Here is a 22,473-nt window from a genome sequence, read left to right as displayed (position 1 = left end):
GGGAACCTGGACTCGCGCACCTCGGAGGAGATCATGGCGCTCTTCCACCGGCTGCACGCGGAGGGGCAGACCATCATCATGGTGACGCACGAGCCGGACATCGCGGCGCACGCGGACCGGGTGGTGATGCTCAGGGACGGCATCATCGCCAGCGACCGCAGGCAGACGCGCGTGCCGGTGGGCGTGCTGGCCGCGCGCCCCGAAAGCGCCCTCTCGGAGGTCTGATGAACGCCCGCGAGGCGGTGCGGATCGCGCTCTCCATGATCCGCGCCAACAAGCTGCGCGCCTTCTTCACCGTGCTGGGCACGGTGGTGGGCGTCACCTTTCTGATCGCCGTCATCACCCTGATCACGGGGATGAACGCGTACATGAAGGAGGAGTTCGCGGGAAAGATCCTGGGCTTCAACACCATCAACGTGCGCCGCCTCCCCTCGGTGGGCGGCGGGCCGGTGGACGAGGCGATGTGGCGCGAGTGGCAGCGGCGCCCGCGGCTCACGCAGGACGACGCGCGCTTCCTGGAGGAGCGGGTGCAGACCCCCGGCCTCCTTTCGTACGCGCACGACGCGGACGGCAAGGTGGGCGACGGGCGCGGCAAGGTGGTGCAGGGGGTGAACATCATCGCCGCGTCGGCCAACTTCTTCAACGTGCGCGACCTCAAGATCGCGCGCGGCCGCACCTACACCGAGAGCGAGGCCGAGCGCGGCGTGCCCGTGGTGGTGCTGGGCGAGGAGGTGGCGAAGAAGCTCTTCGAAGGCCTCCCGGTGCTGGGAAAGGAGGTGCGGATCCAGGGCTTCCCCTTCCGCGTCATCGGGGTGATGGAGGAGCAGGGGTCGCTCTTCGGGATGTCGATGGACCGCATGGTGGTGGCGCCGATCCGCTCGCCCCTCAACGGCTCGCTCTTCCGCAACAACATCGTGGAAGACATCTACTTCCGCGTGCCGGAAGCGAGCCTGATGGCGCGCGGCCAGAGCGAGCTGGAGGGGCTGATGCGGGTGCGCCACCGCCTTCGCCCTGGCGTTGAGAACGACTTCATGCTGGAGACGGCCGACGAGGCGCTCGGCTTCTGGGACAAGATCTCCAAGTTCCTCCTGCTGGCGCTGCCGCTCCTCGTGGCGGTGTCGCTGGTGGTGGGCGCGGTCGTCATCATGAACATCATGCTCGTGTCCGTAAGCGAGCGCACGCGCGAGATCGGGGTGCGCAAGTCGCTGGGCGCGCGCCGCAAGGACATCCTCCTCCAGTTCCTGGTGGAGGCGGGGACCCTCTCGGGCGCGGGCGGGCTGCTGGGGATCGGCTCGGGGATCGCGCTGGCGTACGCCGTCTCGGCCATCTCGCCGATTCCGGCGCGGGTGTCGCCCGGCTCCATCTTGCTGGCCATCGCGCTGGGGATCGGGGTGGGACTGATGGCGGGGGTGTACCCGGCCTACCGCGCCTCGCGGCTGGACCCCATCGTCGCCCTGCGGGCGGACTGAGGAGCGATGAACGTTACTTCCACGCGCGAGGGGATCGGCATCGCCCTCGACGCACTGCGCTCCAACAAGGTCCGCGCCTTCCTCACCATCCTGGGGATCGTGATCGGCGTGGCGACCGTGATGAGCATGGCGGCGGTGATCACCGGCTTCCGTGCCATGGTGATGGAGGGGATCGAGTCGATCGGCCCCAACAACTTCATCGCCTCGCGCTTCGACCCCACGGCGCTCACCTTCAGCGGCGACGGGCAGGACCCCACGGAGGGCAAGCCGCCGCTGACCTTTGCCGACGCGGAGATGCTGGAGGCGCTCCCGGCGGTGCGCACGGTCGCCACCTCCATCGACGCGGGCGGCGAGGTGCGCATGGGCTCGCGCGCGGTGAGCGGCGTGCAGATCATGGGGCGCTCGTCCGACTGGGTGGAGTACTCCAAGGGCGACTTCCTGCGGGGGAACAACTACCTGTCGGTGCACGACCAGCGCGCCTCCAACATCGCCGTGCTGTCGCCGGACCTGGCGGAGCAGCTATTCCCCGCCTCGGACCCGGTGGGGCGCACGGTGCGCATCAAGGGCCGCGAGTTCCACGTAGCGGGGGTCTACAAGCTCAAGGACAACATCTTCGCCTCGGCGATGAAGAACTGGGTGGTCGTCCCCGCCACCACGGCCATCAAGGACCTGGGCGCCAACAAGGAGTGGATGGACTTCCTGGTGGTCACCGAGCGCGGCTTCACCCAGGAGCGCGCGATGGACGACGTGACCGCCGCCCTGCGCAGCGCACGCGGCCTGCGCCCGGCCGAGGAGAACAACTTCGCGCTGATCCGGCAGGAGGCGTTCAAGAAGATGTTCGACCGCCTCACCGGCGTCTTCTTCATCGTGATGGTGGTGCTCTCGTCGATCGGCCTGATCGTGGGCGGCGTGGGCGTGGTGGGGATCATGATGATCTCGGTGACGGAGCGGACGCGCGAGATCGGCGTGCGCAAGGCGCTGGGCGCCAAGGCGAGCGAGATCCTCTGGCAGTTCTTGGTGGAGTCGGTGACGGTGACGGTGATCGGCGGCGCCATCGGGCTGGCGGTGGCCACCGCGTTCGCCGGGCTGATCACGGCGCTGACGCCGGTCAACGCCACCATCCCGCTGTGGGCGATCTTTGCGTCGATCATGGCCTCGGGCGGCGCGGGGATCGTGTTCGGGCTGTACCCGGCCAACAAGGCCGCGCGGCTGGACCCGGTGGAGGCGCTGCGGCACGAGTAGAGGGAGCCTCCAGGCCCCCTCCCCCGCTCGTCACCTCGCGGCCCCTCCCCCAATAACTACCTGGGGGAGGGGCGGTTGGCACGTATCCGCGTGTTGCGCGGGGGGCGGGGTGGCGGCATCTTCGGGCGGTCAATAGTGAACCGTTTCCGCAACGCGATCTGGATCCGTGAGCGAAGCTTCAGAAGAGACCGCGGTGGACCTGCTGGCCATCGCGGCGCACCGCGACGACGTGGAGCTGCTGGCGGGGGGAACGATCGCCCGCGCCGCGTCGCAGGGGTACCGCGTGGGGATCCTGGACCTGACGGCGGGGGAGACGGGGACGGATGGGAGCGCCGAGTTGCGCGGGCGGGAGGCGGAGGCGGCGGCGCGGGTGATGGGCGTGGCGGTGCGGCGCAACGCCGGGCTCCCCGATGCCGGGCTGCAGAACACGGCGGAGACGCGGCGCATCGTCGTGGAGCTGGTGCGCGCCTTCCGGCCGCGCGTGGTGATCCTCCCCTACCCCAACGGGCGCCACCCCGACCACCGCATCGCGTCGCAGCTCGGCTACGATGCCTGCTTCCTGGCGGGCCTGCGGCGCTTCGACGCCCCCGGCGAGCCGCACCGCCCGCACAAGCTCCTGTACGCGCTCGCCTTCCGTGAGGACGCCGTCAAGCCGAGCTTCGTGGTGGACGTCACCGCGCAGATGGACACCAAGATGGAGGCCATCCGCTGCTACGCCTCGCAGTTCGACGGCAAGACGTGGGGCGGCGAGGTCTTCCCCGGCGGCGACCGCCCGCTCTACGACCAGGTGCGGATGCACGCCGCGCGCTACGGCTCCCTGATCCGCACCGAGTACGGCGAGCCCTTTTACATCGCCGAGACGATGGAGGTGGAGGACGTGGTGGGGCTGTCGGTGCGGAGCATTTAGCTGGGGCGAGTGAACTCGCGGCAACAACAGCACAAAGTCCGCCTTCGCGGACTCGGGGGCGAGATCCGTCCGGCGTGCGCTGTCCGCGGCGTCCACGCGGCGCCGGTAGGGGCGCGATTCATCGCGCCCACCCTCTGCGCGCCTCGAGCCGTGCCCAACGCACGGATCCGGTAGGGGCAGACGCGCCTTCCGTGAGGGGCGCCTTACCAGGAGCGAATGAATTCGCCGCTGGAACCACGCGAAGTCCGCCTCCGCGGACTCCGGGTCAGATGCCGCGTTGCACGAGCCGGCTTCAGCCGCCTTCCCGTAGTTCCAGCCGGGGGCTTCAGCCCCCGGTGATGAGGCACCGGTCCCCGCACCACCCGGTGCGTTCAGCGCGCGGTGCTCCGGGTATGGTCTCCCGTCTCCGCAGCCGGATCCGCACCGGCGCAGTGCACCTCGATGACGAGGCGCTTCCAGCTCGGCACGTCGTGGCCGTGGACGCGGAGGGCGCGGGCCGAGGCCTTGCCGCCGCGCAGCAGCCAGACGGCGAGCCACTGGTTGATCTCGGGCGGAAGGTGGCCGACGGGGTCGCCGCTGGCGCGGTGGACCCACACCATCGGGTCGTCCTCCATCGGCGGGTCGGGGATCAGGAGGAGCGGGTCGCCTTCCACCACGGCGTCGAGCTGCGCGGCACGCTCGGCGAAGATGGTGCCGTGCACCGTGGTGCGAAAGATGGCCGGCTGCGCCTCGGGAAGCGGCGGGATCATGGCGGTAGCGGCAGGGCGGAGCGACGTTTCGTTTCGGGAATGTACCCGCGCCGGATTCCGGGTCAAGGCGCGCCGCGCGCGAAACCAAATGGCGAGTGGCGTTTATCAACCGTGCGCTCGCACCCCTGGAAGCATGGACACTCCCATTTACCTCGACTACGCGGCCACCGCGCCCCTCCGCCCAGAGGCGCGCCGCGCGCTGCTGGAGGTGCTCGACGTCACGTGGGGGAACCCGTCCAGCGTGCACCGCTGGGGCCGCGAGAGCCGCGCCCTGCTGGACGACGCGCGCGCACGGCTGGCCCGCCTGATCGGCGCATCGCCCGCGGAGATCGTCTTCACCCGCGCCGGCACCGAGGCGGACAACTTGGCGGTCCTGGGCCGCGCGCGGACGCTCCCCGGCGCCCCGGTCGTCTGCTCGGCCGTGGAGCACAGGGCGGTGCTCGCCGCCGTGCGCGAGGCGGGCGCCCCGGCTGTGATCCTCCCGGTGGACGAGCACGGAGTCGTCCGTCTGGAAGCGCTCGATGAGGCGCTCGCGGCGGGGCCGGCGGTGGTGTCCGTGATGTGGGCGAACAACGAGACGGGGGTGGTGCAGCCCGTGGCCGAGATCGCGGAGCGGTGCGCCGCGGCGGACGTCGCGTTCCACTCGGACGCGGTACCGGCGCTGGGGCGGCTCCCCGTTCGCGCTGACCAGGTGCCGGCGGCGATGCTGTCGTTCAGCGCGCACAAGGTGGGTGGCCCCAAGGGGATCGGCGCTCTCTTCGTACGCCGCGGCACCCGCATCGCGCCGATGGTGCACGGTGGCGGACAGGAGCGCGGCCTGCGCCCCGGTACCGAGGACGTGGCGGGCGCCCTCGCCTTCGCCGCCGCCGCGGAGGCCGCCGAGGCGGAGCGCGAGACATCCATGCAGCGCTTAGGCACCCTGCGCGACCGTTTGGAAGCCGGGCTGCGCGAGCGCGTCCCTGGCATCCAGGTCAACGGCGCGGGCGCGGAGCGGCTCGCGAACGTGAGCAACCTCTCCGTCCCCGGCGCGGACCCGGAGATGCTGCTCGTGGGGCTGGACCTGGAGGGGATCGCCGCGTCGTCCGGCTCGGCGTGCTCCAGTGGCGGCGTGCAGCCCTCGCACGTCCTGCTGGCGATGGCGATTCCGCCCGAGCTGGCGGGGCCGTCCGTGCGGTTTTCGCTCGGCTGGGGTACGACGGAAGCGGAGGTGGAGCGGGTGCTGGTGGTGTTTCCGCGGGTGGTGGAGCGGGTGCGGGGGTAGGGGGCCCTCACCCCCGGCTCGTTACACTCGCCTGCCCCCTCTCCCGATAACAGGAGAGGGCTGCGCCCTCCGTTATCGAGAGAGGGGGCGGAAGGCAGGGGCAGGGCGCGGTCAAATTCAGCAGATGCGGGGATCACGATGGAGAAGCGGACCGTTCTGGTCGCGATGTCGGGAGGGGTGGATTCGTCGGTGGCGGCGGCGCTGCTGGTGGAGCAGGGGCACCGCGTGATCGGCGTGACCATGAAGACCTTCTGCTACTCCGAAGCGGAAGGGAACGGCCCCGGCAAGAGCTGCTGCGGGCTGGACGGGATCATGGATGCGCGGAGCGTGGCCGACCGGCTGGGGATTCCGCACTACGTCTTCGACGTGGAGCGCGAGTTCACGCGCGACGTGATCGACGACTTCGTGCAGGAGTACGCCGCCGGGCGCACTCCCAACCCCTGCGTGCGCTGCAACGGCAACACCAAGTTCCGCGACCTCCTTCGCCGCGGCGCCATGCTGGGGTGCGACGCCATCGCCACGGGGCACTACGCGCGCATGGGCACCGACGCTGATGGCCGGGCCGTGCTGCTGCGCGGGGTGGATGCCAAAAAGGATCAGAGCTACTTCCTCTGGGCGCTCCCGCCGGAGATCCTCCCGAAGCTGATGTTCCCGCTGGGCGAGTTCACCAAGCCCGAGGTGCGCGAGAAGGCGCGCGAGCTGGGCCTCTCCACCGCCGAGAAGCCGGAGAGCATGGAGATCTGCTTCGTGCCCACGGGCGACTACGTGGACGTGCTGGAGAAGCGATTGGTGCCCGGCCACGCCGCCCTCGCGCCGGGCAAGCTGGTGACCACGAGCGGCGAGGTCATCGGCGAGCACTCCGGCTACGCGCGCTACACCGTCGGACAGCGGAAGGGGCTCCCGGGCGGGCGCGGGCTCCCGCTCTACGTCCTCGGCTCGCGCCCGGCGACGCGCGAGGTGGTCGTGGGCTCGCTGGCGGAGCTGGAGCGCGACGATGTGGTCATCGCGGAGCTGAACTGGCTCGCGCGGGCGCCGGAGGTGGGCGCCGGCATACAGGTGCAGATCCGCAGCCGCGCAGCCGCCGTCCCCGCTACGGTGCGCGCGCTCACGGACGGCGCCATCGAGCTTGCCCTGGACGCGCCGCAGCGCGCGGTGACGCCGGGGCAGTCCGCGGTGCTGTTCGATGGTGAGGTCGTGCTGGGAGGCGGACGGATCGCTGGGTAGGAGGCCCCCTCCCCCCGACCCCCTCCCCCACCTGCGGGGGCGCAGGGCGGGTGAGGGGAGACTACGCCCCTGTCGCGCAGTTCGCGGCAGGGGCTTGATACGTTGTGAATGCTCGCGATGCTGCCGCTGGCGACGTGAGTCCGCGGAGGCGGACTTCGTGTGGGTCCAGCGGCGAATTCATTCGCTCCTGAACACGTTCGCCGCAGGCTGGTAGGTAAGGCCGTACCCAAGGGGGAATAGCGGGGGGCCGGCGCCCGCGCCAAGGGGGAGCTGGTCCATGGAGCGGGGCCAGGTGTAGGGGAGGCGGCCCGTGGGGGCGTAGTCTCCGAACAGGACATCCGCTACGCCGTCGCCCTCGGTGCCGGGGAGCCAGGCGGCGAGGAAGGCGTCGGACTGGTCGAGGGCGCGGCCCAGGATCATGGGGCGGCCGGAGACCAGGACCACGACCACCGGGATCCCCGCGGCGCGCGCGTTGTCGACGGCGGTGAGGTCCGCCTCGTCAAGCGAGAGGTCCTGCCGGTCGCCCTTCATCTCCGCGTACGGCGTCTCGCCGATCACCACCACCACGGCGTCGGCGCCGGCGGCTCCGGAGGCGTCGGGGGAGTAGGTGATCTCGGCGGCGGGGGCGGCGCGGCGGAGGGCGGCGAGGATGGTGGTGCCGCCGGGGGTCACCGGGCCGGTCTTCCCCTGCCAGGTGATCGTCCACCCGCCGGACTGGTTGCCGATGTCGTCCGCGCTCTTCCCGGCGACGTGGATGCGGCGCGCGGACTTCGACAGCGGGAGGACGCGGTGGGCGTTCTTGAGGAGCACCATCGACTCGCGCACCGCCTGCCGCGCCACCGCCCGGTGCTCCGCTCCGCCAAAGCGCCGCTCCAGCGCCCGGTCCGCGCGGAAGTCGTAGCGCGGCTCCATCAGCCCCATCGCCAACTTCACACGCAGGATGCGCGTCACCGCGTCGTCGATGCGCGACATCGGCACGCGGCGCTCGTGCACCAGCTGGGTGAGGAGCTGGATGAACTCGCGGTAGCGCTCGGGCACCATCACCATGTCGATCCCGGCGTTGATCGACATCGCGATCGCCGTCTTGTAATCGTCGTGCACCTGGTCGACGGCGTTGTAATCGGAGATCAGGAAGCCGTCGAAGCCCATCTCCTCCTTCAGCACCTCGGTCAGCAGGCGGCGGTCGCCGGTGACCTTGATGCCGTTCCAACTGCTGTAGGAGGGCATGATGGCGGCCGCGCCGGCGTCGATGGCGGCGCGGTACGGGTACAGGTGGACGCGCCGCAGCGTCTCCTCGTCCATCCGCGCGTCGCCCTGGTCGAGACCCTTCTCCACGCCCGTGCCCGCGAGGGTGCCGCCGTCGCCCACGAAGTGCTTGGGGGTGGCGGCCACACGGAGCGGGCCGCGCAGGGTGCTCCCCTGGAAGCCGCGCACCGCCGCCGCACCAAGGAGCGAGACGAGCTCGGCGTCTTCGGAGAAGCCCTCGTATGTGCGCCCCCAACGGATGTCGCGCGGCACGCAGATGCAGGGCGCGAACGTCCAGTTCACCCCCATGGCGCGCGTCTCCGCCGCGGTGATCTCGGCGATGCGGCGGACGAGGCGCGGGTTGCGCGTGGCGCCGAGGCCGACGTTGTGGGGGAAGATGACCGCGCCCAGCACGTTGTTGTTGCCGTGCACGGCGTCGATGCCGTAGAGGAGCGGGATGCGCAGGCGGGTGCGATGTGTGCGCGCCTGGAGCGACTCGTACCGGTCACGCCACGCCTCCAGCGTGTTCCCGCCCGGCGGATCGGAGTCGCCGCCGCTCAGGATGGAGCCGAGGAAGAGGTTCTCCACGTCAGACGAGTCGCGGATGAACTGCTGGTCCGCCTGCGTCATCTGGCCAACCTTCTCGGCCAGCGTCATCCGCTTCACCAACGCGCGGGCGCGGGCGTCGAAGCGCATCAGCATGGAAGGCGGCGTCGTTGGCTCCGCCGGGCGCGGGGCGAGCGTCGCGGTGAGGAGGGCGCAGACCAGGAGCGCGGGGCGAAAACGGAAACGCGCGACCCCCGCTCTCCCCGTGGCATTGGGGGGAAGGGGTCGCGCGCTCGCGGCCGTGGCGGGGCGGATGGCGCTACTCCAGCTCGCGCGACTCGCGGAGCATCTGCCGGAGGGTCTCCTCCGGGTAGTCGTGGACCATCTCCTCGGCCTTCGCTTCGTCGGAGCCGCTGAGCTCCACGTAGCGGGGGCGGCGCGCCGGATCGGAAAGGCAGTTGAAGACCACCTTGGGGCTCGTGGGAAGGCCGAAGCGGCCGCCCGAGGCGTACGCTTCCCAGGTGACCAGGTTTTCGTCGGTGAAAGTTGCGCTCATCGTTCCTCGGTCAGTGCTTGAGCCCGGCCGTATCGGCGAACTCCTCGAACTTGCGCCGCTGCTCGTCCGTCAGCTCCTCCGGCAGGTCGACCATCACGCGGATGTACTGGTCGCCGCGCCGCCCGCCCTTCTCGATTCCCTGCCCCTTGATGCGGATGCGCTTCCCGTGCTGCGTCCCCGCCGGGATCTTGACGATGACGGGGTTCTCGTCGAGCGTGCGCACCCGCACCTTGGAGCCCAGCATGGCCTGGGCCAGGTTAACGTGCACGTCGCAGCTCACGTCCAGCCCGTCGCGCGTGAAGAAGCGGTCCGGCTGCACGCGGAAGGTGAGGATCAGGTCGCCCGCCGGCCCGCCGGCGGCGCCCTTCTCCCCCTGCCCCGCCAGCCGCACCCGCGAGTTGTTGTCCACGCCGGCGGGGACGGTGACGTTCACCGGCCGCACCTCGCGCACCTGGCCCTGCCCGCCGCAGCGGGCGCACGGGTCCGCGGGGACCTTTCCCCTCCCCATGCAGTTGGGGCACGGCCGGGTGACCCCGAAGCTCCCCCCGCCGAAGACGATGGTGCCGCTCCCCTTGCACTCCGGGCAGGGATTGACCTGCGTCCCCGGCTTGGCCCCGCTGCCGTGGCAGACCGTGCACTCCTCCGTCACCTGGAGCTGCACGGTGATCTTGCCGCCGCGCGCCGCGGTGCGGAACGGGATGTCGACCGCGTACTCGATGTTCTCGCCGCGCTGCGGGCCGGGGCGCCCGGTGCCGCGCTTCTTGGTGCCGCCGAAGTCGAACATCGAGCCGAAGATGTCGCCCAGCCCGCCCACGTCCAGGTCTTCGAAGGAGAAGGTCTGGCTGGTGGCGCCCCCCGCCCCCGGACGCGCGGCACCCGGCCGGAAGCCGCCGCCGCCCGTGAAGCCGCCCAGCCCGCCGAACTTGCGCATCTGGTCGTACTGCTTGCGCTTGGCGTCGTCGGAGAGCACGGAGTACGCTTCGGAGACCTCCTTGAAGCGCTCCGCGGCGGCCGCGTCGTTGGGGTTCGCGTCCGGGTGGTACTGCTTGGCGAGCTTGCGGTACGACTTCTTGATCGCGTCCGGGGTGGCGTTGTCCGCCACGCCCAGGATGCGATAGAAGTCCTTGGTCTGTGTGGCCATGGGGCCGCCCGTGTCAGCCGTTGAACTTGCGGACGACCACCCGGGCAGGGCGAAGGAGCAGCCCCTTGAAGCGGTACCCCTTCTGGAACACCTGCGCCACCGTGTCGTCGTCCTCGGCCGACGCGGCGGGGACGGTGGTCAGCGCCTCGTGGATGGCGGGGTCGAAGTCCTTCCCCTCCGCCTCCACGATCTCCAGCCCCGCGGACTCCATGGCGCGCAGGAACTTGCGCTCCACCATCTCCGCGCCCTCGTGCAGCGCGGAGGCGGCGGTGGTCGCGGGGTCGAAGTCGGCGATGCGCTGCAGGTCGTCGAACGGCTCCAGCAGCCGCTCCAGCAGCTGCGCCTGGGCGCGCACGAACGCCTCGGTGCGCTCGCGCTCCACGCGCTTGCGGTAGTTGTCGAACTCCGCCGCCAGCCGCAGGTGCCGGTCGCGCAGCGAGCTGAGCTCGGGGTCGCCCGTGGGCTGCGCGGGGGCCTCGGCCTCGCCGGCCTCGGGCTGCGCGTTGGTGTTCTCGGCGCCCGGCTGTGCGTCGGCGGCGCCGTGCTCGGTATGGTCGGTCATAAGGCGGTCTTATCCGCTGTGCAAAACGAGATCAGGGCCGCGGCGGCGCTCCTGCCGCGGCGCGAAACTGCATGGGTGCGGGTGGATGCCCGCGCCCTGGGTTGAGCAATCGTGGTGCCATGCGGGTGCGCCGATTTGGCAGCCCCCTCCCCCCGGCCCCCTCCCCCGCCTGCGGGGGCGCAGGGCGGGCGAGGGGGAGAACTCCGCCCACGGCGCGAGCCCCTCGTAGGGGCGGCCCCGCGTGGCCGCCCGTGCCCTCCCCCGCACCGCCCTCCGCTCACCGCGCCGACAACTCCCCCCTCTCTCGATAACAGAGGCGCCAGCCTCTCCTGTTATCGGGAGAGGGGGGCCGGGGGGGTGAGGGCCGCCTCCACCCACCCAACCACGTCACCGATCGGCCGCGCGCGGTCGGCCTCGTTCAGCACCTCGTGGCGCATCTCCGGGTAGTGGCGGATGGTGACGTCGCCGGGGAGCGACTCGGCGAAGCGCGTGACGGCGGCGGAGTCCACGATCTGGTCGTCGCCGGGGATCAGGACCAGCGTCGGGGGGTCGCGCAGGACGGAGCACTCGGCGAAGGCGGCCCTGGTGGCGGCGTGGAGCTCGGTGTAGAGGCGCGGCGTGACGCGGCTGTGGACGAGCGGGTCGTCGTGGTACGAGCGGACGTACGCTTCGTCCGTCGAGAGCTTCTCCGGGTGCACGCCGCTGGTGAAGGGGAGCTTCGGCAGCCAGCGCGAAAGGAAGCCGGAGATGGCGAGCTTCCACGCGGGGGCCTTGAGCGCGACACCCAGGAGCGGCGCGGAAAGGATCACCCCCAGCACCCCCGTCTCACGGTGCGCCTGGAGCCAGCGGATCACGATCAGCCCGCCCAGCGAGTGCCCCAGAACGAAGACCGGGAGGTGCGCGGGGAGCTTCTTGGCGACGGCTGCGCGAAAGGCTTCGAAGTCGTCGGAGAAGCGGGAGAAGCGGTCGACGTGGCCGCGCTGCCCTGCGGATCGCCCGTGGCCGCGGTGATCGAGGGCGGCCATCGTGATGCCGCGCTCCACCAGGGCGGCGGCGAAGGGGGCGTAGCGGCCCGCGTGCTCCCCAAGGCCGTGGGAGAGGAGGAGGACGGCGCGCGGGCGGGCGGCGGCCCAGGTCAGGTAGTGGATGCGGATGCCATCCGCCGCGCGGACCGAGGCGGAGACTGCGGCGGGGGGGAGCCCCGCCGGGGTCACGGAGCCTCCCTCCGCGACAGGTTCAGCGACCGAAAGGTGTTCAGGTACACGCCCAGCGAGTACACCGTCAGGATCACCGCCACCGCCAGCGTCACGATGGCGAACCAGCGGTGGAAGGGCACCCACATCCCGTCCCAGCTCGGCATTCCGATCCACCCCTTCTCGCGCGCGGCGGAGTGCAGGGCGTACCAGAAGATCGCCGCGCCCACGAAGATGTTCTGGAAGACGGCCTTCAGCTTCCCCGCGTTCCCCGCCGCCAGCACCACGCCGCGCTTGGCCGCGAAGCCGCGGAAGAGGGTGATGAAGAGCTCGCGCCCAAAGATCACCACCAGCACCCACACCGGCAGCACGCCGCCCGGCCAGGGGAAGGGCGTCGCGGGCTCCCAGCCGTGCGAGAGGAGGTAGAACGGCAGAAAGGTGGCGGCCAACAGGAGCTTGTCCGCCAGCGGGTCCATCAGCTTGCCGAAGTCCGTGATCAGGTTGCGGGAGCGGGCCAGGTGCCCGTCCCACATGTCCGAGAAGGCGGCGGCCAGGAAGACGATGAAGGCCGCGAGCCGCATCGCGAACCCGTCGTACATGATCATCGGCCCCACCACCAGCGCCAGCCCGATGCGGGCCAGCGTGATCGAGTTCGGGAGGTTCAGCGTGCTCATCGGCCCCTCAGCTGAGGGACTTGATGACCAGCTTGCTGACCGCCTTCAGCGTGTCGAACACCCCGATCCCGCGCACCCCCACCGCCTCGTAATAGGGGACCATCTGGGGGTTCAGCTGCTCCTGGAGCTCCTGGATCGACGAGATGTTGGGGAGGTCACGCTTGTTGTACTGGATGACGAACGGGATCTCGCGCAGGTCCAGCCCGTATTCGGAGAGGTTGTCGTACAGGTTGTGCATCGACTCCACGTTCGCGTCCAGCCGCTCCACCTGGCTGTCGCCCACGAACACCACCCCGTCCACCCCCTTCAGGATCAGCTTGCGCGAGGCGTTGTAGTACACCTGCCCCGGCACCGTGTACAGGTGGAAGCGCGTCTTGAAGCCGCGGATGCTCCCCAGGTCCACCGGCAGGAAGTCGAAGAAGAGGGTGCGCTCCGTCTCCGTGGCCAGCGAGATCAGCTTGCCGCGGGTGTTGGGCGCCACCTTTTCGAAGATGTACTCCAGGTTGGTGGTCTTGCCGCACAGCCCGGGGCCGTAATAGACGATCTTGCAGTTGATCTCGCGCGAGGCGTAGTTGATCATCGACATGGGGCCGCCTCCTTACAGGTCGCCGAAGAGGCGGTCGATCTCGTCTTCCGCCTCGTCGGTGAAGCCTGCCTCCATGTGCACGGCGGCCGCCGCCGTGCCGCTCCGCGCGAAGATCTCGTGGAACACCTCGCTCAGCTCGCGCACTACTCCCTTCACCTTGATGCGGATCATCCCCAGCGTGGTGCGGTTGTCGAAGAGGACCACCAGGATCACGCGCCGGGCGACGTCCGCCAGGTACATGGACTCGCGCTCGCCCTGGTGGAAGAGCGACGAGAACTCCGTCTCGCCGATCATGGTGGCGAGCTGGTCGTTGGCCGCGAAGTCCGCCGCCGCCAGCGACGCGAAGGCCACGGTGTCGAACTCGGGCTTCTCGCCCGACGTGGTCACGAGCTGACCCGCGCGGTCCACCAGGAGCGCGCAGCGTGCGTTGGAATCGTACAGAAACGACTGCAGCATCCGGTCGATGCGGTGGAAATCGGCTTCCGCAAGGGACCAGCTCGACGAACCAACCGCCATCACGCAACCTCCGTACGGGCGGAAAGGGATTCCTCGAGCTGCGCCAGCACCGCCGTGGCCCGCCGCCGCAGCAGCGGCCGCGGCTCCCACGCCAGGTAGTCGCGCAGGAGCAGGATCGTGTTCACCGACGCGGTCTCGGTGCCGATGTACTCGAGCGCGGCGAGGCGGCGGAGGGGGTGCGGGGAGAAGAGGTCCCGGCGGTGGCGGCTGATCTGGTCACGGACCAGGATGACGCCCACGGCCGCGGCCGCGGCTACGGCCAGCAGGGTGACGGCCGTGGTCTGGAGGATGCGCTTGCTTGCCATGGGCCCGGTAAGGTCTGTGCGGCGAGCCGGCGTCCCGGCCCGGCGACAAAGTAAGGGGCGGGGCTGAAAAGCGAAACTCCGCCCCTGGGGCGCGGTTCCATGCGAAAGGCGCGCCGCGGGGAGTGCGGTGCGGGAAGACGGCGGGAGAGGGGCGGCGGGCGTTCGTTTCGGTCATTGCGCGGAGGGAAACTGCAACTGCGGCCTCACACAGAGACACAGAGGGGTACGGAAAGAACTGCGAAAGGTGTTCTCTGTGGCTTCATCTCGCCCGTTGTGTTTCTGGATGGTGGAAAGAAATGAGGCGGCACCGTCACCCCGGTGCCGCCCCACCCAATTTCCTGAACGCAGCGCCACCCGATCCATGGTTCCGCGCCGGAACTCAGGCGCGGAGTGAAGGAAGCGATGCACGCCGCCGGCACGCGACTGGCCCATGTTCCTCTGCCAGATCCGTACGGATCGCGGCGCTGGGGCCGATCCGGTGTGAGTGGCGTCGGTCGTCTCCTTCACTTCGCGCCGCGCGATGGCTCGGAGGCAAGCTGCGGTGTAGCGCTTCGTTCAGGAAGTGAGCGGTTTTTCGTCAGGCATCGAATGCGCCTGCGTCAGAGCTCGCGCCTTCCGTTCAGCGCCTCGGCGATGGTGACGCCGTCCGCGTATTCCAGGTCGCCGCCGACGGGGAGGCCGCGGGCGATGCGGGTGACGCGGACGCCGAGGGGGGCGATCAGCTTGTTGAGGTAGAGGGCCGTGGCCTCGCCCTCCACGCTCGGGTTGGTGGCGAGGACGACTTCGCGCACGACGCCCGCGCCCACGCGGGTGAGGAGGGGGGAGACGTTCAGCTCGGCGGGGCCGATTCCGTCCAGTGGGGAGAGGCGGCCGCCGAGGACGTGGTAGACGCCGCGGTACTCGCCGGTGCGCTCGATGGCCATGATGTCGCTGGCTTCCTCCACCACGCAAAGGGTGGAGCCGTCGCGGCGGGTGCTGCGGCAGATCTCGCAGGGGCTCTGCTCGGTCAGGTTGCCGCACTCCGTGCAGGAGCGCACCCGCTCGCGCACCGTCTGGATGGCGCGCGACAGCTTGCGCGCCTCGTCCTCGGGTGCCTTCAGCAGGTGGAAGGCAAGGCGCAGCGCCGTCTTCCTGCCGATTCCGGGGAGGCGCGCAAGCTCGCCCACCAGCTCGTCGATGGCGGACAATCGCCCCTCAGGTGCCCGGGAAGGGGAACGGCAGCGACAGGCCGCCCGAGACGCGGCGCATCTCCTCGTCGTACAGCTCCTGCGCGCGCGTCTGCGCCTCGCTCACGGCGGCGAGCACCAGGTCTTCCAGCATCTCCACGTCGCCGGCCTGCACCACGGTGGGGTCGATCTTGATGGCGCGGATGCGGCCCCGGCCATCCGCGGTGGCGGTCACCATTCCGCCGCCGCTGGAGGTGGACACGGTCTTCTGCGCCAGCTCCGTCTGGAGCTGCGTGATGCGGGCCTGCACCTGCTGGCCCATCTCGAGGATCTGCTGGAAGTTGGTCATCTCACCATCACCGGGTGGAGAAAAAAGATGCGAGCGCATTCCGAATTCCCGCTGGGCGGGCTCGGAACGCGCGTTCATTCAACGAGCTCGAGGTCCCACGCTTGTACCGCCGCCGCCAGGGTCGGTTCCCCCTCCGCCAGCCGCCGCAGCCGGTCCTTTTTCGCGCTCTCCGCGGTGATGCGGCTGCCCCCTGGCTCCTCCACCGAGGCCGCCTGCCCGGCGCTGAAGACGAGCTTCACCTCGGCGCCGCCCATCCTGCGCGAAACGGCCTCCTCCAGCGGCTTGCGCGACGCGGCGCTCCCCATCCGCTCCAGCACCGGCGAGCCCGCGGGGAACTCCACCCGCACCTGGTTCCCCTGCACCGTGAAGCGGGCGGCGCGCAGGAAGAGGCTCATCCCGCCGGGGACGCCGTCTCCCTCCTGCAGCATCGATGCCCAGGCCCGCCGCACCCGCGCGGGGTCCAGCTCCGCGGTCCCCGGCACCGGGATCGGGAGCGGCTCAAGGTTGTGCCCGGACGGCGCCGGCCCGCGCTCCTCGTCGGGAAGCGGGATCGGCGGCAAGTCCATCTCCTCCTCGTGCCCGTTCGCCGCCGCGATCGCCGCCGCCGCGGCGCCGCGCTCCCAGGGTGGAACCGCTCGCTCACGGACGGCAGGGCGCTCCGCGGGGGCGGGCGCGGGTGGCGCGTACGCGGGAGCGGGCGTGTGCATCACGGGCACAGGCGCGGGAGCCGGCGCAGGCGTGGGGGCTGGCGCTTGCACCACGGGTGCGGGCGCGGGTGCACGCGGCGCGGGAGCGGGCGGGGCGTACGCGACGGGCTCGGGCGCGGGCGGCGGCGGAGCAGGTGCGGGCGGTGGCGCTACCGGGGCAGTGGGGCGGGCGGCGGGCTCAGTGGCCGGCCGCCCGCCCTGGACGTTTCCCCGGGACGTGCCTCCCGCCGGGGCGCCGCCCAGCGCGGCCAGCACGTCCTCCAGCACCACCGTGCTCTCCAGGTACGCGAACCTCAGCAGGAGGAGCTCGATCAGGATCCGCTGCTCCCCGCTCTTCCGGAAGCGGCCGTCCGCGTCCAGCTCGGCCACCTGCGACAGCATGCGCAGCAGGTCGCCGGGGGAGAAGCGCCCGGCCATCTCGCGCACCGCCTCGCGCTGGTACTGCGGCACCGACTCCGCCTCGCCGCCGCCCAGCCGCGTGATCAGGAGCGCGCGGAGAAAGTCGGCCAGGCCGCGGTAGAACTCGGCCAGGTCGTACCCCTCGTCCAGCATGCGCCCCACGAAGCGGAATACGTCCGCCGAGCGGCGCTCGGCGATGATGCCGAACAGCTCCAGGTATACCTCGGTCCCCACCAGCCCCAGCACGCGCCGCACGTCCTCGGCGGTCGGCGTCCCCTCGGTAAAGGAGAGGACCTGGTCCAGCAGCGAGAGCCCGTCGCGCATCCCGCCGTCCGCCTTCTGCGCGATGGGGAGGAGGACGTCGTCGCCCGCGGTGAGCCCCTCGGCATCCAGCACTTCGCGCAGGCGCCCGACGAGATCGGCCGTGGCGATGCGGTGGAAGTCGAAGCGCTGGCAGCGCGAGAGGATGGGCGGCGCGGCCTGCTGGATCTTCTGCGGCTCGGTGGTGGCGAAGACGAAGATGACGCGCGGGGGCGGCTCCTCCAGGATCTTGAGGAGCGCGTTCCACGCCTCGCGCGTGAGCATGTGCGCTTCGTCGATGATGTAGATCTTGTGGCGGTCCTCGGCCGGGGCGTACATCGCGCGGTCGCGCAGGTCGCGCGCGTCGTCCACGCCGCGGTTGGAGGCCGCGTCGATCTCCACCACGTCCAGCGAGGTGCGCCCGGCCCAGATCCGCACGCACGAGTCGCACGCGCCGCACGGCTCGCCGTCTTCACCCCGATTGGGGCAGTTGAGAGCCATGGCGAGGACGCGGGCGAGCGTCGTCTTCCCCACCCCGCGCGGTCCGCAGAAGAGGTACGCGTGCGCCACGCGGTCCTTTTGCACGGCGGAGCGCAGCGTTTCGGAGACGTGCTCCTGCGTCGCCACTTCGCGGAAGTGGCGGGGCCGGTAGGTACGGGCGAGTGCTGTGCGAGACACGGCGGCCTGGACTGCGAGTGCGGGGAGGCGGCCGGACGCGGCCGCCGGGCAATATACCGCGTCGGGGGGCGGTGGTTCAACGGAGGCGGTGTAAGTGGCCGGACGGCAGTGCGTTAGTGGACGACCACGTGGGTGGTGCGCCCACCCGCGCGGAGTGCGATCCGGTTCCTCTTGACTTTCTACAGGAGGACGAGCATGCTGTTGTCGGAAGGCGAGACCAACCCCTCACGCCGGAGAGTCCCGTGGATGCGTCGTCGGCCGAGGTACTGCGCGGCACCCTCGATCTGTTGATCCTCAAGACGTTGTCGCTGGAGCCGATGCATGGATGGGGGATCAATCAGCGGATTCAGCAGATCTCGCGGGGGATCCTGGACGTGAACCAGGGGTCGCTGTATCCCGCGCTTCAGCGGCTGGAGCACCGGGGGCTGATCGAGAGCGAGTGGCGCGTGACCGAGCTGAAGCGCCGCGCGAAGTACTACCGGCTCGCGGCCACGGGGGAGCAGGCGCTGCAGGACGAGACGGAGAGCTGGCGGCGTTACGTGGGCGCGGTGGAGTGGATTCTCGGCACCGCTCCGCGCTGCGGCGCGGGGGGTGCCTGATGGGATTCCTGCACGGTATGCGGGTGCGTGTGCGGGCGAACCTGCGCCGCCGCCAGGCGGAGGCGGAGCTGGACGACGAGTTCCAGTTCCACCTGGAGATGGAGACCGAGCGGCTGGCGGCGGAGGGCCTGACTTCCGCGGAGGCCCGGCGGCAGGCGCGCATCAACTTCGGCGGGGTGACGCAGCACAAGGAGACGATGCGTGCCGAACGTGGGATTCCCTTGCTGGAGAGCCTGTGGCGCGACGTTCGGCTCGCCGCGCGCGGCATGCGGCGCAATCCGGGGCTCGCGGCGGGCGCGGTGCTGTCGCTGGGGCTCGCCATCGGGCTGAACACGGCGATGTTCTCCTTCGTCAACGTGCTGCTCTACAAACCGCTCCCGGTGCCGGGCGGCGAGCGGATGGTGGAGGTCGCCCTGGTGAAGCGAGGTCCGCCGCGCCCGGGACCCGGCCCGTCCGTTTCGTACCCGGACTACCTGGAGTACCGCGGCCGCACGCGCACGCTCCAGGGGCTGGCCGTGCGCCGCGTGGCGGAGACGGCCGTGCGGACGGCGGGCGGCGAGCCGGCCTCCAGGCAGGTCCAGCTCGTGTCCGCCAACCTGTTCCAGGTGCTCGGCGCGCGCCCGGCGCGCGGCCGCTTCTTCCTGCCCGAGGAGGACAGGACGCCCGGCACCCACCCGGTGGTGGTGGTGAGCCACCATTACTGGCGCCACACCCTGAACGGCGATCCACGCGTGCTGGGGCGCACCCTGCTCCTCAACCGCGTGCCGTTCACCGTGGTGGGCGTAGCGCCGCGGGGCTTTCGCGGCGCGGAGGTGATGGAAGCGTTCGACCTGTTCGTGCCGCTGATGATGCGCGGCGCCCTCGAGCCCGGCGGCGCTCCCGCGAGCCTGGGCCGCGACGGCGCCTGGGGGCAGATGATAGGAAGGCTGCGGCCCGGCGTGACTCCGGAACAGGCGCAGGCGGAGCTATCCGGCATGGCGGCGGCGCTGGCGCCTGGGCGCGCCGCGGATACCGGCGTGGAGGTCCGGCCGATCCGGGGAATACGGCGCGAGATGCAGCAGATGATCCGCCCGTACCTGTTCGCGGTGATGGGGATGGTGGTCGCGGTGCTGATGGTAGCCTGGTCGAACGTGGCGGGGCTTCTCCTGGCGCGCGCCGAGGCTCGCAGGCGCGAAGTCGCGATCCGGCTTTCGCTGGGCGCGGGGCGCCGCGCGCTGGTGCGGCAGTTCCTGGTGGAAAGCGGCCTGATGGCGGCGGCCGGGGGCGCGCTCGGCTTCCTCCTGTCGCTGTGGAAGGCGGACACGCTCCAGCTCCTGATGGGGGTGCCCCCGTCCGTCCGCGTGGAGCTGGACTTCTCGCCCGATTGGCGCGTGCTCGCCTTTGCGTCGGCCGCCTCGCTTGGGTGCGCGCTCATCTTCGGGCTGCTCCCCGCGCTCCAGGCCACGCGTCCGGAGATCGCGCGCTCGCTGCGCGGTGAGCTTTCGGGCCGGCGGCGGAGCCTGGCGGGCGGCGCGGTGGTCGTGCAGGTCGCCTTCGCGGCTGTGCTCCTGTTCGGGACGGGCATCCTGGTGAGGGGCCTCGTGGGAACGCTCTGGGCCGACACCGGCATGCGCACCCGCGGCGTCATCGCGGCTTCGGTTCGGCCGGCGGCGTACGAGAGCACCGCGGGCGGCGAGGCGTTCCATGACGCGCTTGCGCGCCGGCTGCGCGCCCGTCCGGGGGTCGAGGCGGTGGCGCTGGCGTCCTCGCCCGTTCTCGACTGCTGCCCGGCCCAGGCGCTCGTGGTGATCCCCGGGGAAGATCCGGCACGGCTGGCGGACGAACGGCGGATCGCCTACAACGCGGTCACCCCCGGGATGCTGGAGATGCTGGACGTGCCCCTGCGGCGCGGCCGCTCGATCCAGGCGACGGACACGAAAGGCGCTCCGCTGGTGGCGGTGGTGAGCGAGGCGACGGCGAGGCGCCTCTGGCCCGGCGGCAGGGCGCTCGGCGAGCGCTTCCGCATCGAAGACCGCGAGTTCGAGGTGGTCGGCGTCGCGGCGGACGCCCGCTACGTGGTGTCGGCGGAGGAGCGCCCGCCGTACCTCCTGCTCTCATATGCGCAGAACGCTGAGACCGGGCTCGTGTGGCAGACCGTCGTGCTGGCGCGTGCCCGCGAGGGCGCGGCGCACGAGCTACCCGCGATCGTGCGCCGCGAAGCCCACGCTCTCGACCGTGAGGCTCTCGTGACCTCGCGGACGCTGGACGGGACGCTGTACGACGCGTTGCGGGCGGAGCGTGTGTTCGGTGCGCTGCTGGGCGTTTGCGCCGCGCTCGCGCTCCTGCTGGCCGCGGTGGGGACGTACTCGCTCCTCGCCTACATGGTCGCGAGGCGCACGCGCGAGATCGGCGTGCGCCTGGCGCTGGGGGCCCGCGCGGGCGACCTGCGGCGGCTGGTGGTGCGGCGGGGAGTGCGGCTGGTGGCGCTGGGGGCGATGATGGGAGTTCCGCTCGGCGTCGTCGCGTGGCGTCCGCTGCAGCCGATGTTCCAGCGCGCGGCTCCGGCGGACCCGCTGTTCTACCTCGCGATCGCGCTGGTTCTTGCCGCCGTGGCGGCGGCCGGGAGCTGGATTCCGGCGTGGCGCGCCACCCGCGTGGACCCCATGGTGGCGCTGCGCCTGGATTGAGCAGATCGCGATCTTCCCCGGAACGGCTCTTGCGCGCCCGGGCCGGCCTGAGATCCGTAGGGTGACCGCGAACGGAGGAGGGTGCATGGACGGATACGATCGGGGGTTCCGCGGACGCGGGGGGTTCGGCCGCGGCATCGACCGCAACAGCTACGACTACCAGTACGGCGCCAACCCCGAGGCGTATCGTCCCACCGGGCGCGGGGGGATGGGCGGATACGGACAGCAGTTCGGCGGCCAGAGCTTCGCGGGTGACGAGGTCGGCTCCAACGCCGGCGAGTTCGGGCAGGATCGGGGCGGGTACTACTCCGGAGGGCAGGGCGGGTATGGCGGGGCGTACTCGGGTCCGGGGTACGGCGGCGGGTTCGGTGGCGGGGCCTCCGGTGGCTACGGCGGAGGATACGGCGGGTACTCGGGCGGCCAGGGGTATGGCGGCGGGTACGGACAGGGCTTCGGCGGCGGCACCTTCATCGGGGCCGAGGGGGGCGCGAGCGCGGGGTACGGGCGCGACGACGACGACCTCGCGGGGCAGGACGAGCGCTTCCAGGGTGGCTACTCCGGCGGGTTCGGGTCCGAGTTCAACCGCGAGGGGTACGCGCGGAGGTTTGCGCCGCAGGGTTACGGCGAGCAGTTCACGAGCGGGGGGTTCGCACGGCGGTTCCGCCCCGGGTATGACGGCGGGAGCGGCTACGGCGACTTCCAGCGCGGCGCGTTCGGCGGCGACTACGAGGCGGGCAACTACGGCGGCTTCCGCGGCGCGTCCGGGCGCGGGTACGGCGGCTACGGCGCCGATTACGGGCTGGACATGGGTCGCTACGACGTGGACTACGGCGGCTCCTTCATGGGCGGCGTCTCGCGCGGCGCCTTCGGCGGCTACGATGCGGGGTACGGCGACTTCGGCGCGCGCAGCGGCGGGCTGGGGGGAGGCTTCGGTGGCGGGCGCGGGTACGATGGGGGGTTCGGCGGATACGCGCGGGGGCCCTTCATGCCCGAGGAAGCGTACAGCCGCCACCCCGAGTACAACCAGCCGTCGCAGCGCCGCGGGATGGACACGGTGGGCTACGGCTACTCCGGCGCGGACGAGGACCTGTCGGACGACCAGGTGCTGCACGCGGTGCGCTCGCGCCTCCAGCAGGACCGCTGGGTGGACGCGGGCCGCATCAACGTGGAGGTTGAGGACGGGGTAGTGACGCTCACCGGCGAGGTGGGTGACTTCATGGAGGCCCGCTACGCCTGGGACGACGCGTGGGAGACGCCGGGGGTACACGGCGTCGTCAACTCCCTCACCGTGCGCACCGACCTCCCCCACGACCCGCACGGCGACGTGGTGCCGCAGTCGGCGGGGGGGCATGGGTTGGGCGGTGGAGATGCTGGGGTCGGAGGGGCCGGGGGCGGATACGCCGGGGGCTGAAGCCCCCGGCTGGAACCACGGG

The 22,473-nt window shown here is 71.3% G+C and carries 22 protein-coding genes; 9 read left to right on the top strand and 13 right to left on the bottom strand.

All coding sequences use genetic code 11. From position 1 onward, the window contains the following. From VF584_04840 to bshB1, 4 genes are all read left to right on the top strand, one after another. A partial coding sequence (locus tag VF584_04840; protein ID HEX8209497.1) for a hypothetical protein occupies positions 1–225 on the top strand: 225 nt, incomplete at its 5' end. Further along, a complete protein-coding gene (locus tag VF584_04835) occupies positions 225–1,469 on the top strand; it encodes an ABC transporter permease (protein HEX8209496.1) in 1,245 nt (414 codons plus the stop codon). The genes VF584_04840 and VF584_04835, both read left to right, overlap by 1 nt. Before the next feature lie 6 nt (positions 1,470–1,475). Next, the gene (locus tag VF584_04830; protein ID HEX8209495.1) at positions 1,476–2,711 is read left to right on the top strand and encodes an ABC transporter permease; all 1,236 of its coding nucleotides are present in this window, start codon (positions 1,476–1,478) and stop codon (positions 2,709–2,711) included. A gap of 166 nt (positions 2,712–2,877) precedes the next feature. Further along, positions 2,878–3,618, top strand: a complete 741-nt coding sequence (gene bshB1, locus VF584_04825; GenBank protein ID HEX8209494.1) for a bacillithiol biosynthesis deacetylase BshB1 — start codon at positions 2,878–2,880, stop codon at positions 3,616–3,618. Positions 3,619–3,989: 371 nt separating this feature from the next. Here the strand turns inward: bshB1 and VF584_04820 are convergent, their stop codons facing one another. Beyond that, complete coding sequence (locus tag VF584_04820) at positions 3,990–4,367, bottom strand: hypothetical protein (GenBank protein HEX8209493.1); 378 nt, start codon at positions 4,365–4,367, stop codon at positions 3,990–3,992. A gap of 133 nt (positions 4,368–4,500) precedes the next feature. Here VF584_04820 and VF584_04815 point away from each other — a divergent pair, with 133 nt between their 5' ends. Both VF584_04815 and mnmA read left to right on the top strand, forming a co-directional pair. Beyond that, positions 4,501–5,628, top strand: a complete 1,128-nt coding sequence (locus tag VF584_04815) for a cysteine desulfurase family protein (GenBank protein ID HEX8209492.1) — start codon at positions 4,501–4,503, stop codon at positions 5,626–5,628. A 138-nt stretch (positions 5,629–5,766) separates the two neighbouring features. Continuing rightward, positions 5,767–6,852 carry a tRNA 2-thiouridine(34) synthase MnmA gene (gene mnmA / locus VF584_04810; protein HEX8209491.1) on the top strand — a complete coding sequence of 362 codons (1,086 nt, stop codon included), beginning with the start codon at positions 5,767–5,769 and terminating at the stop codon, positions 6,850–6,852. Positions 6,853–7,029: 177 nt separating this feature from the next. Here mnmA and VF584_04805 read toward each other — a convergent pair whose 3' ends face one another. The 12 genes from VF584_04805 to dnaX all read right to left on the bottom strand — a co-directional run bounded on the left by VF584_04805 (position 7,030) and on the right by dnaX (position 17,775). Next, complete coding sequence (locus tag VF584_04805) at positions 7,030–8,799, bottom strand: glycoside hydrolase family 3 protein (protein ID HEX8209490.1); 1,770 nt, start codon at positions 8,797–8,799, stop codon at positions 7,030–7,032. A gap of 163 nt (positions 8,800–8,962) precedes the next feature. Then, complete coding sequence (locus tag VF584_04800; protein HEX8209489.1) at positions 8,963–9,199, bottom strand: hypothetical protein; 237 nt, start codon at positions 9,197–9,199, stop codon at positions 8,963–8,965. A gap of 10 nt (positions 9,200–9,209) precedes the next feature. Next, entirely contained in the window at positions 9,210–10,340 is a 1,131-nt protein-coding gene (locus VF584_04795; GenBank protein ID HEX8209488.1) for a J domain-containing protein, read from the bottom strand. Positions 10,341–10,353: 13 nt separating this feature from the next. Next, positions 10,354–10,902 carry a nucleotide exchange factor GrpE gene (locus VF584_04790; protein ID HEX8209487.1) on the bottom strand — a complete coding sequence of 183 codons (549 nt, stop codon included), beginning with the start codon at positions 10,900–10,902 and terminating at the stop codon, positions 10,354–10,356. 332 nt (positions 10,903–11,234) lie between these two features. Further along, a complete protein-coding gene (locus VF584_04785; protein ID HEX8209486.1) occupies positions 11,235–12,116 on the bottom strand; it encodes an alpha/beta hydrolase in 882 nt (293 codons plus the stop codon). Continuing rightward, positions 12,113–12,769 (bottom strand): CDP-alcohol phosphatidyltransferase family protein, encoded by a 657-nt coding sequence (locus VF584_04780; GenBank protein HEX8209485.1) that lies wholly within the window; start codon positions 12,767–12,769, stop codon positions 12,113–12,115. The genes VF584_04785 and VF584_04780 overlap by 4 nt, the downstream gene beginning before the upstream one ends. A gap of 7 nt (positions 12,770–12,776) precedes the next feature. Beyond that, on the bottom strand, positions 12,777–13,355 hold the full coding sequence (locus VF584_04775) for an ADP-ribosylation factor-like protein (protein ID HEX8209484.1): 579 nt from the start codon (positions 13,353–13,355) through the stop codon (positions 12,777–12,779). 12 nt (positions 13,356–13,367) lie between these two features. Continuing rightward, on the bottom strand, positions 13,368–13,871 hold the full coding sequence (locus VF584_04770) for a roadblock/LC7 domain-containing protein (protein ID HEX8209483.1): 504 nt from the start codon (positions 13,869–13,871) through the stop codon (positions 13,368–13,370). Further along, positions 13,871–14,176, bottom strand: a complete 306-nt coding sequence (locus VF584_04765) for a hypothetical protein (GenBank protein ID HEX8209482.1) — start codon at positions 14,174–14,176, stop codon at positions 13,871–13,873. Before VF584_04765 ends, VF584_04770 begins: the two co-directional genes overlap by 1 nt. A gap of 599 nt (positions 14,177–14,775) precedes the next feature. Further along, complete coding sequence (recR, locus tag VF584_04760; GenBank protein ID HEX8209481.1) at positions 14,776–15,363, bottom strand: recombination mediator RecR; 588 nt, start codon at positions 15,361–15,363, stop codon at positions 14,776–14,778. 7 nt (positions 15,364–15,370) lie between these two features. Further along, complete coding sequence (locus tag VF584_04755; GenBank protein HEX8209480.1) at positions 15,371–15,691, bottom strand: YbaB/EbfC family nucleoid-associated protein; 321 nt, start codon at positions 15,689–15,691, stop codon at positions 15,371–15,373. Between the two features lie 74 nt (positions 15,692–15,765). Then, on the bottom strand, positions 15,766–17,775 hold the full coding sequence (dnaX, locus tag VF584_04750) for a DNA polymerase III subunit gamma/tau (GenBank protein HEX8209479.1): 2,010 nt from the start codon (positions 17,773–17,775) through the stop codon (positions 15,766–15,768). A gap of 242 nt (positions 17,776–18,017) precedes the next feature. On the opposite strand from dnaX, the gene VF584_04745 reads away from it, so the two are divergent. From VF584_04745 to VF584_04735, 3 genes are all read left to right on the top strand, one after another. Beyond that, entirely contained in the window at positions 18,018–18,374 is a 357-nt protein-coding gene (locus VF584_04745; GenBank protein HEX8209478.1) for a PadR family transcriptional regulator, read from the top strand. Continuing rightward, the gene (locus VF584_04740) at positions 18,374–21,040 is read left to right on the top strand and encodes an ADOP family duplicated permease (GenBank protein HEX8209477.1); all 2,667 of its coding nucleotides are present in this window, start codon (positions 18,374–18,376) and stop codon (positions 21,038–21,040) included. Before VF584_04745 ends, VF584_04740 begins: the two co-directional genes overlap by 1 nt. An 85-nt stretch (positions 21,041–21,125) precedes the next feature. After that, positions 21,126–22,451 carry a BON domain-containing protein gene (locus VF584_04735; protein HEX8209476.1) on the top strand — a complete coding sequence of 442 codons (1,326 nt, stop codon included), beginning with the start codon at positions 21,126–21,128 and terminating at the stop codon, positions 22,449–22,451. The last annotated feature ends 22 nt before the right edge of the window (positions 22,452–22,473 follow it).

This window comes from Longimicrobium sp. (genome assembly GCA_036389135.1).
GTDB lineage: Bacteria > Gemmatimonadota > Gemmatimonadetes > Longimicrobiales > Longimicrobiaceae > Longimicrobium.
Note: the sequence above shows the minus strand (reverse complement) of the source record. Positions and strands in the feature narration are given on the sequence as shown.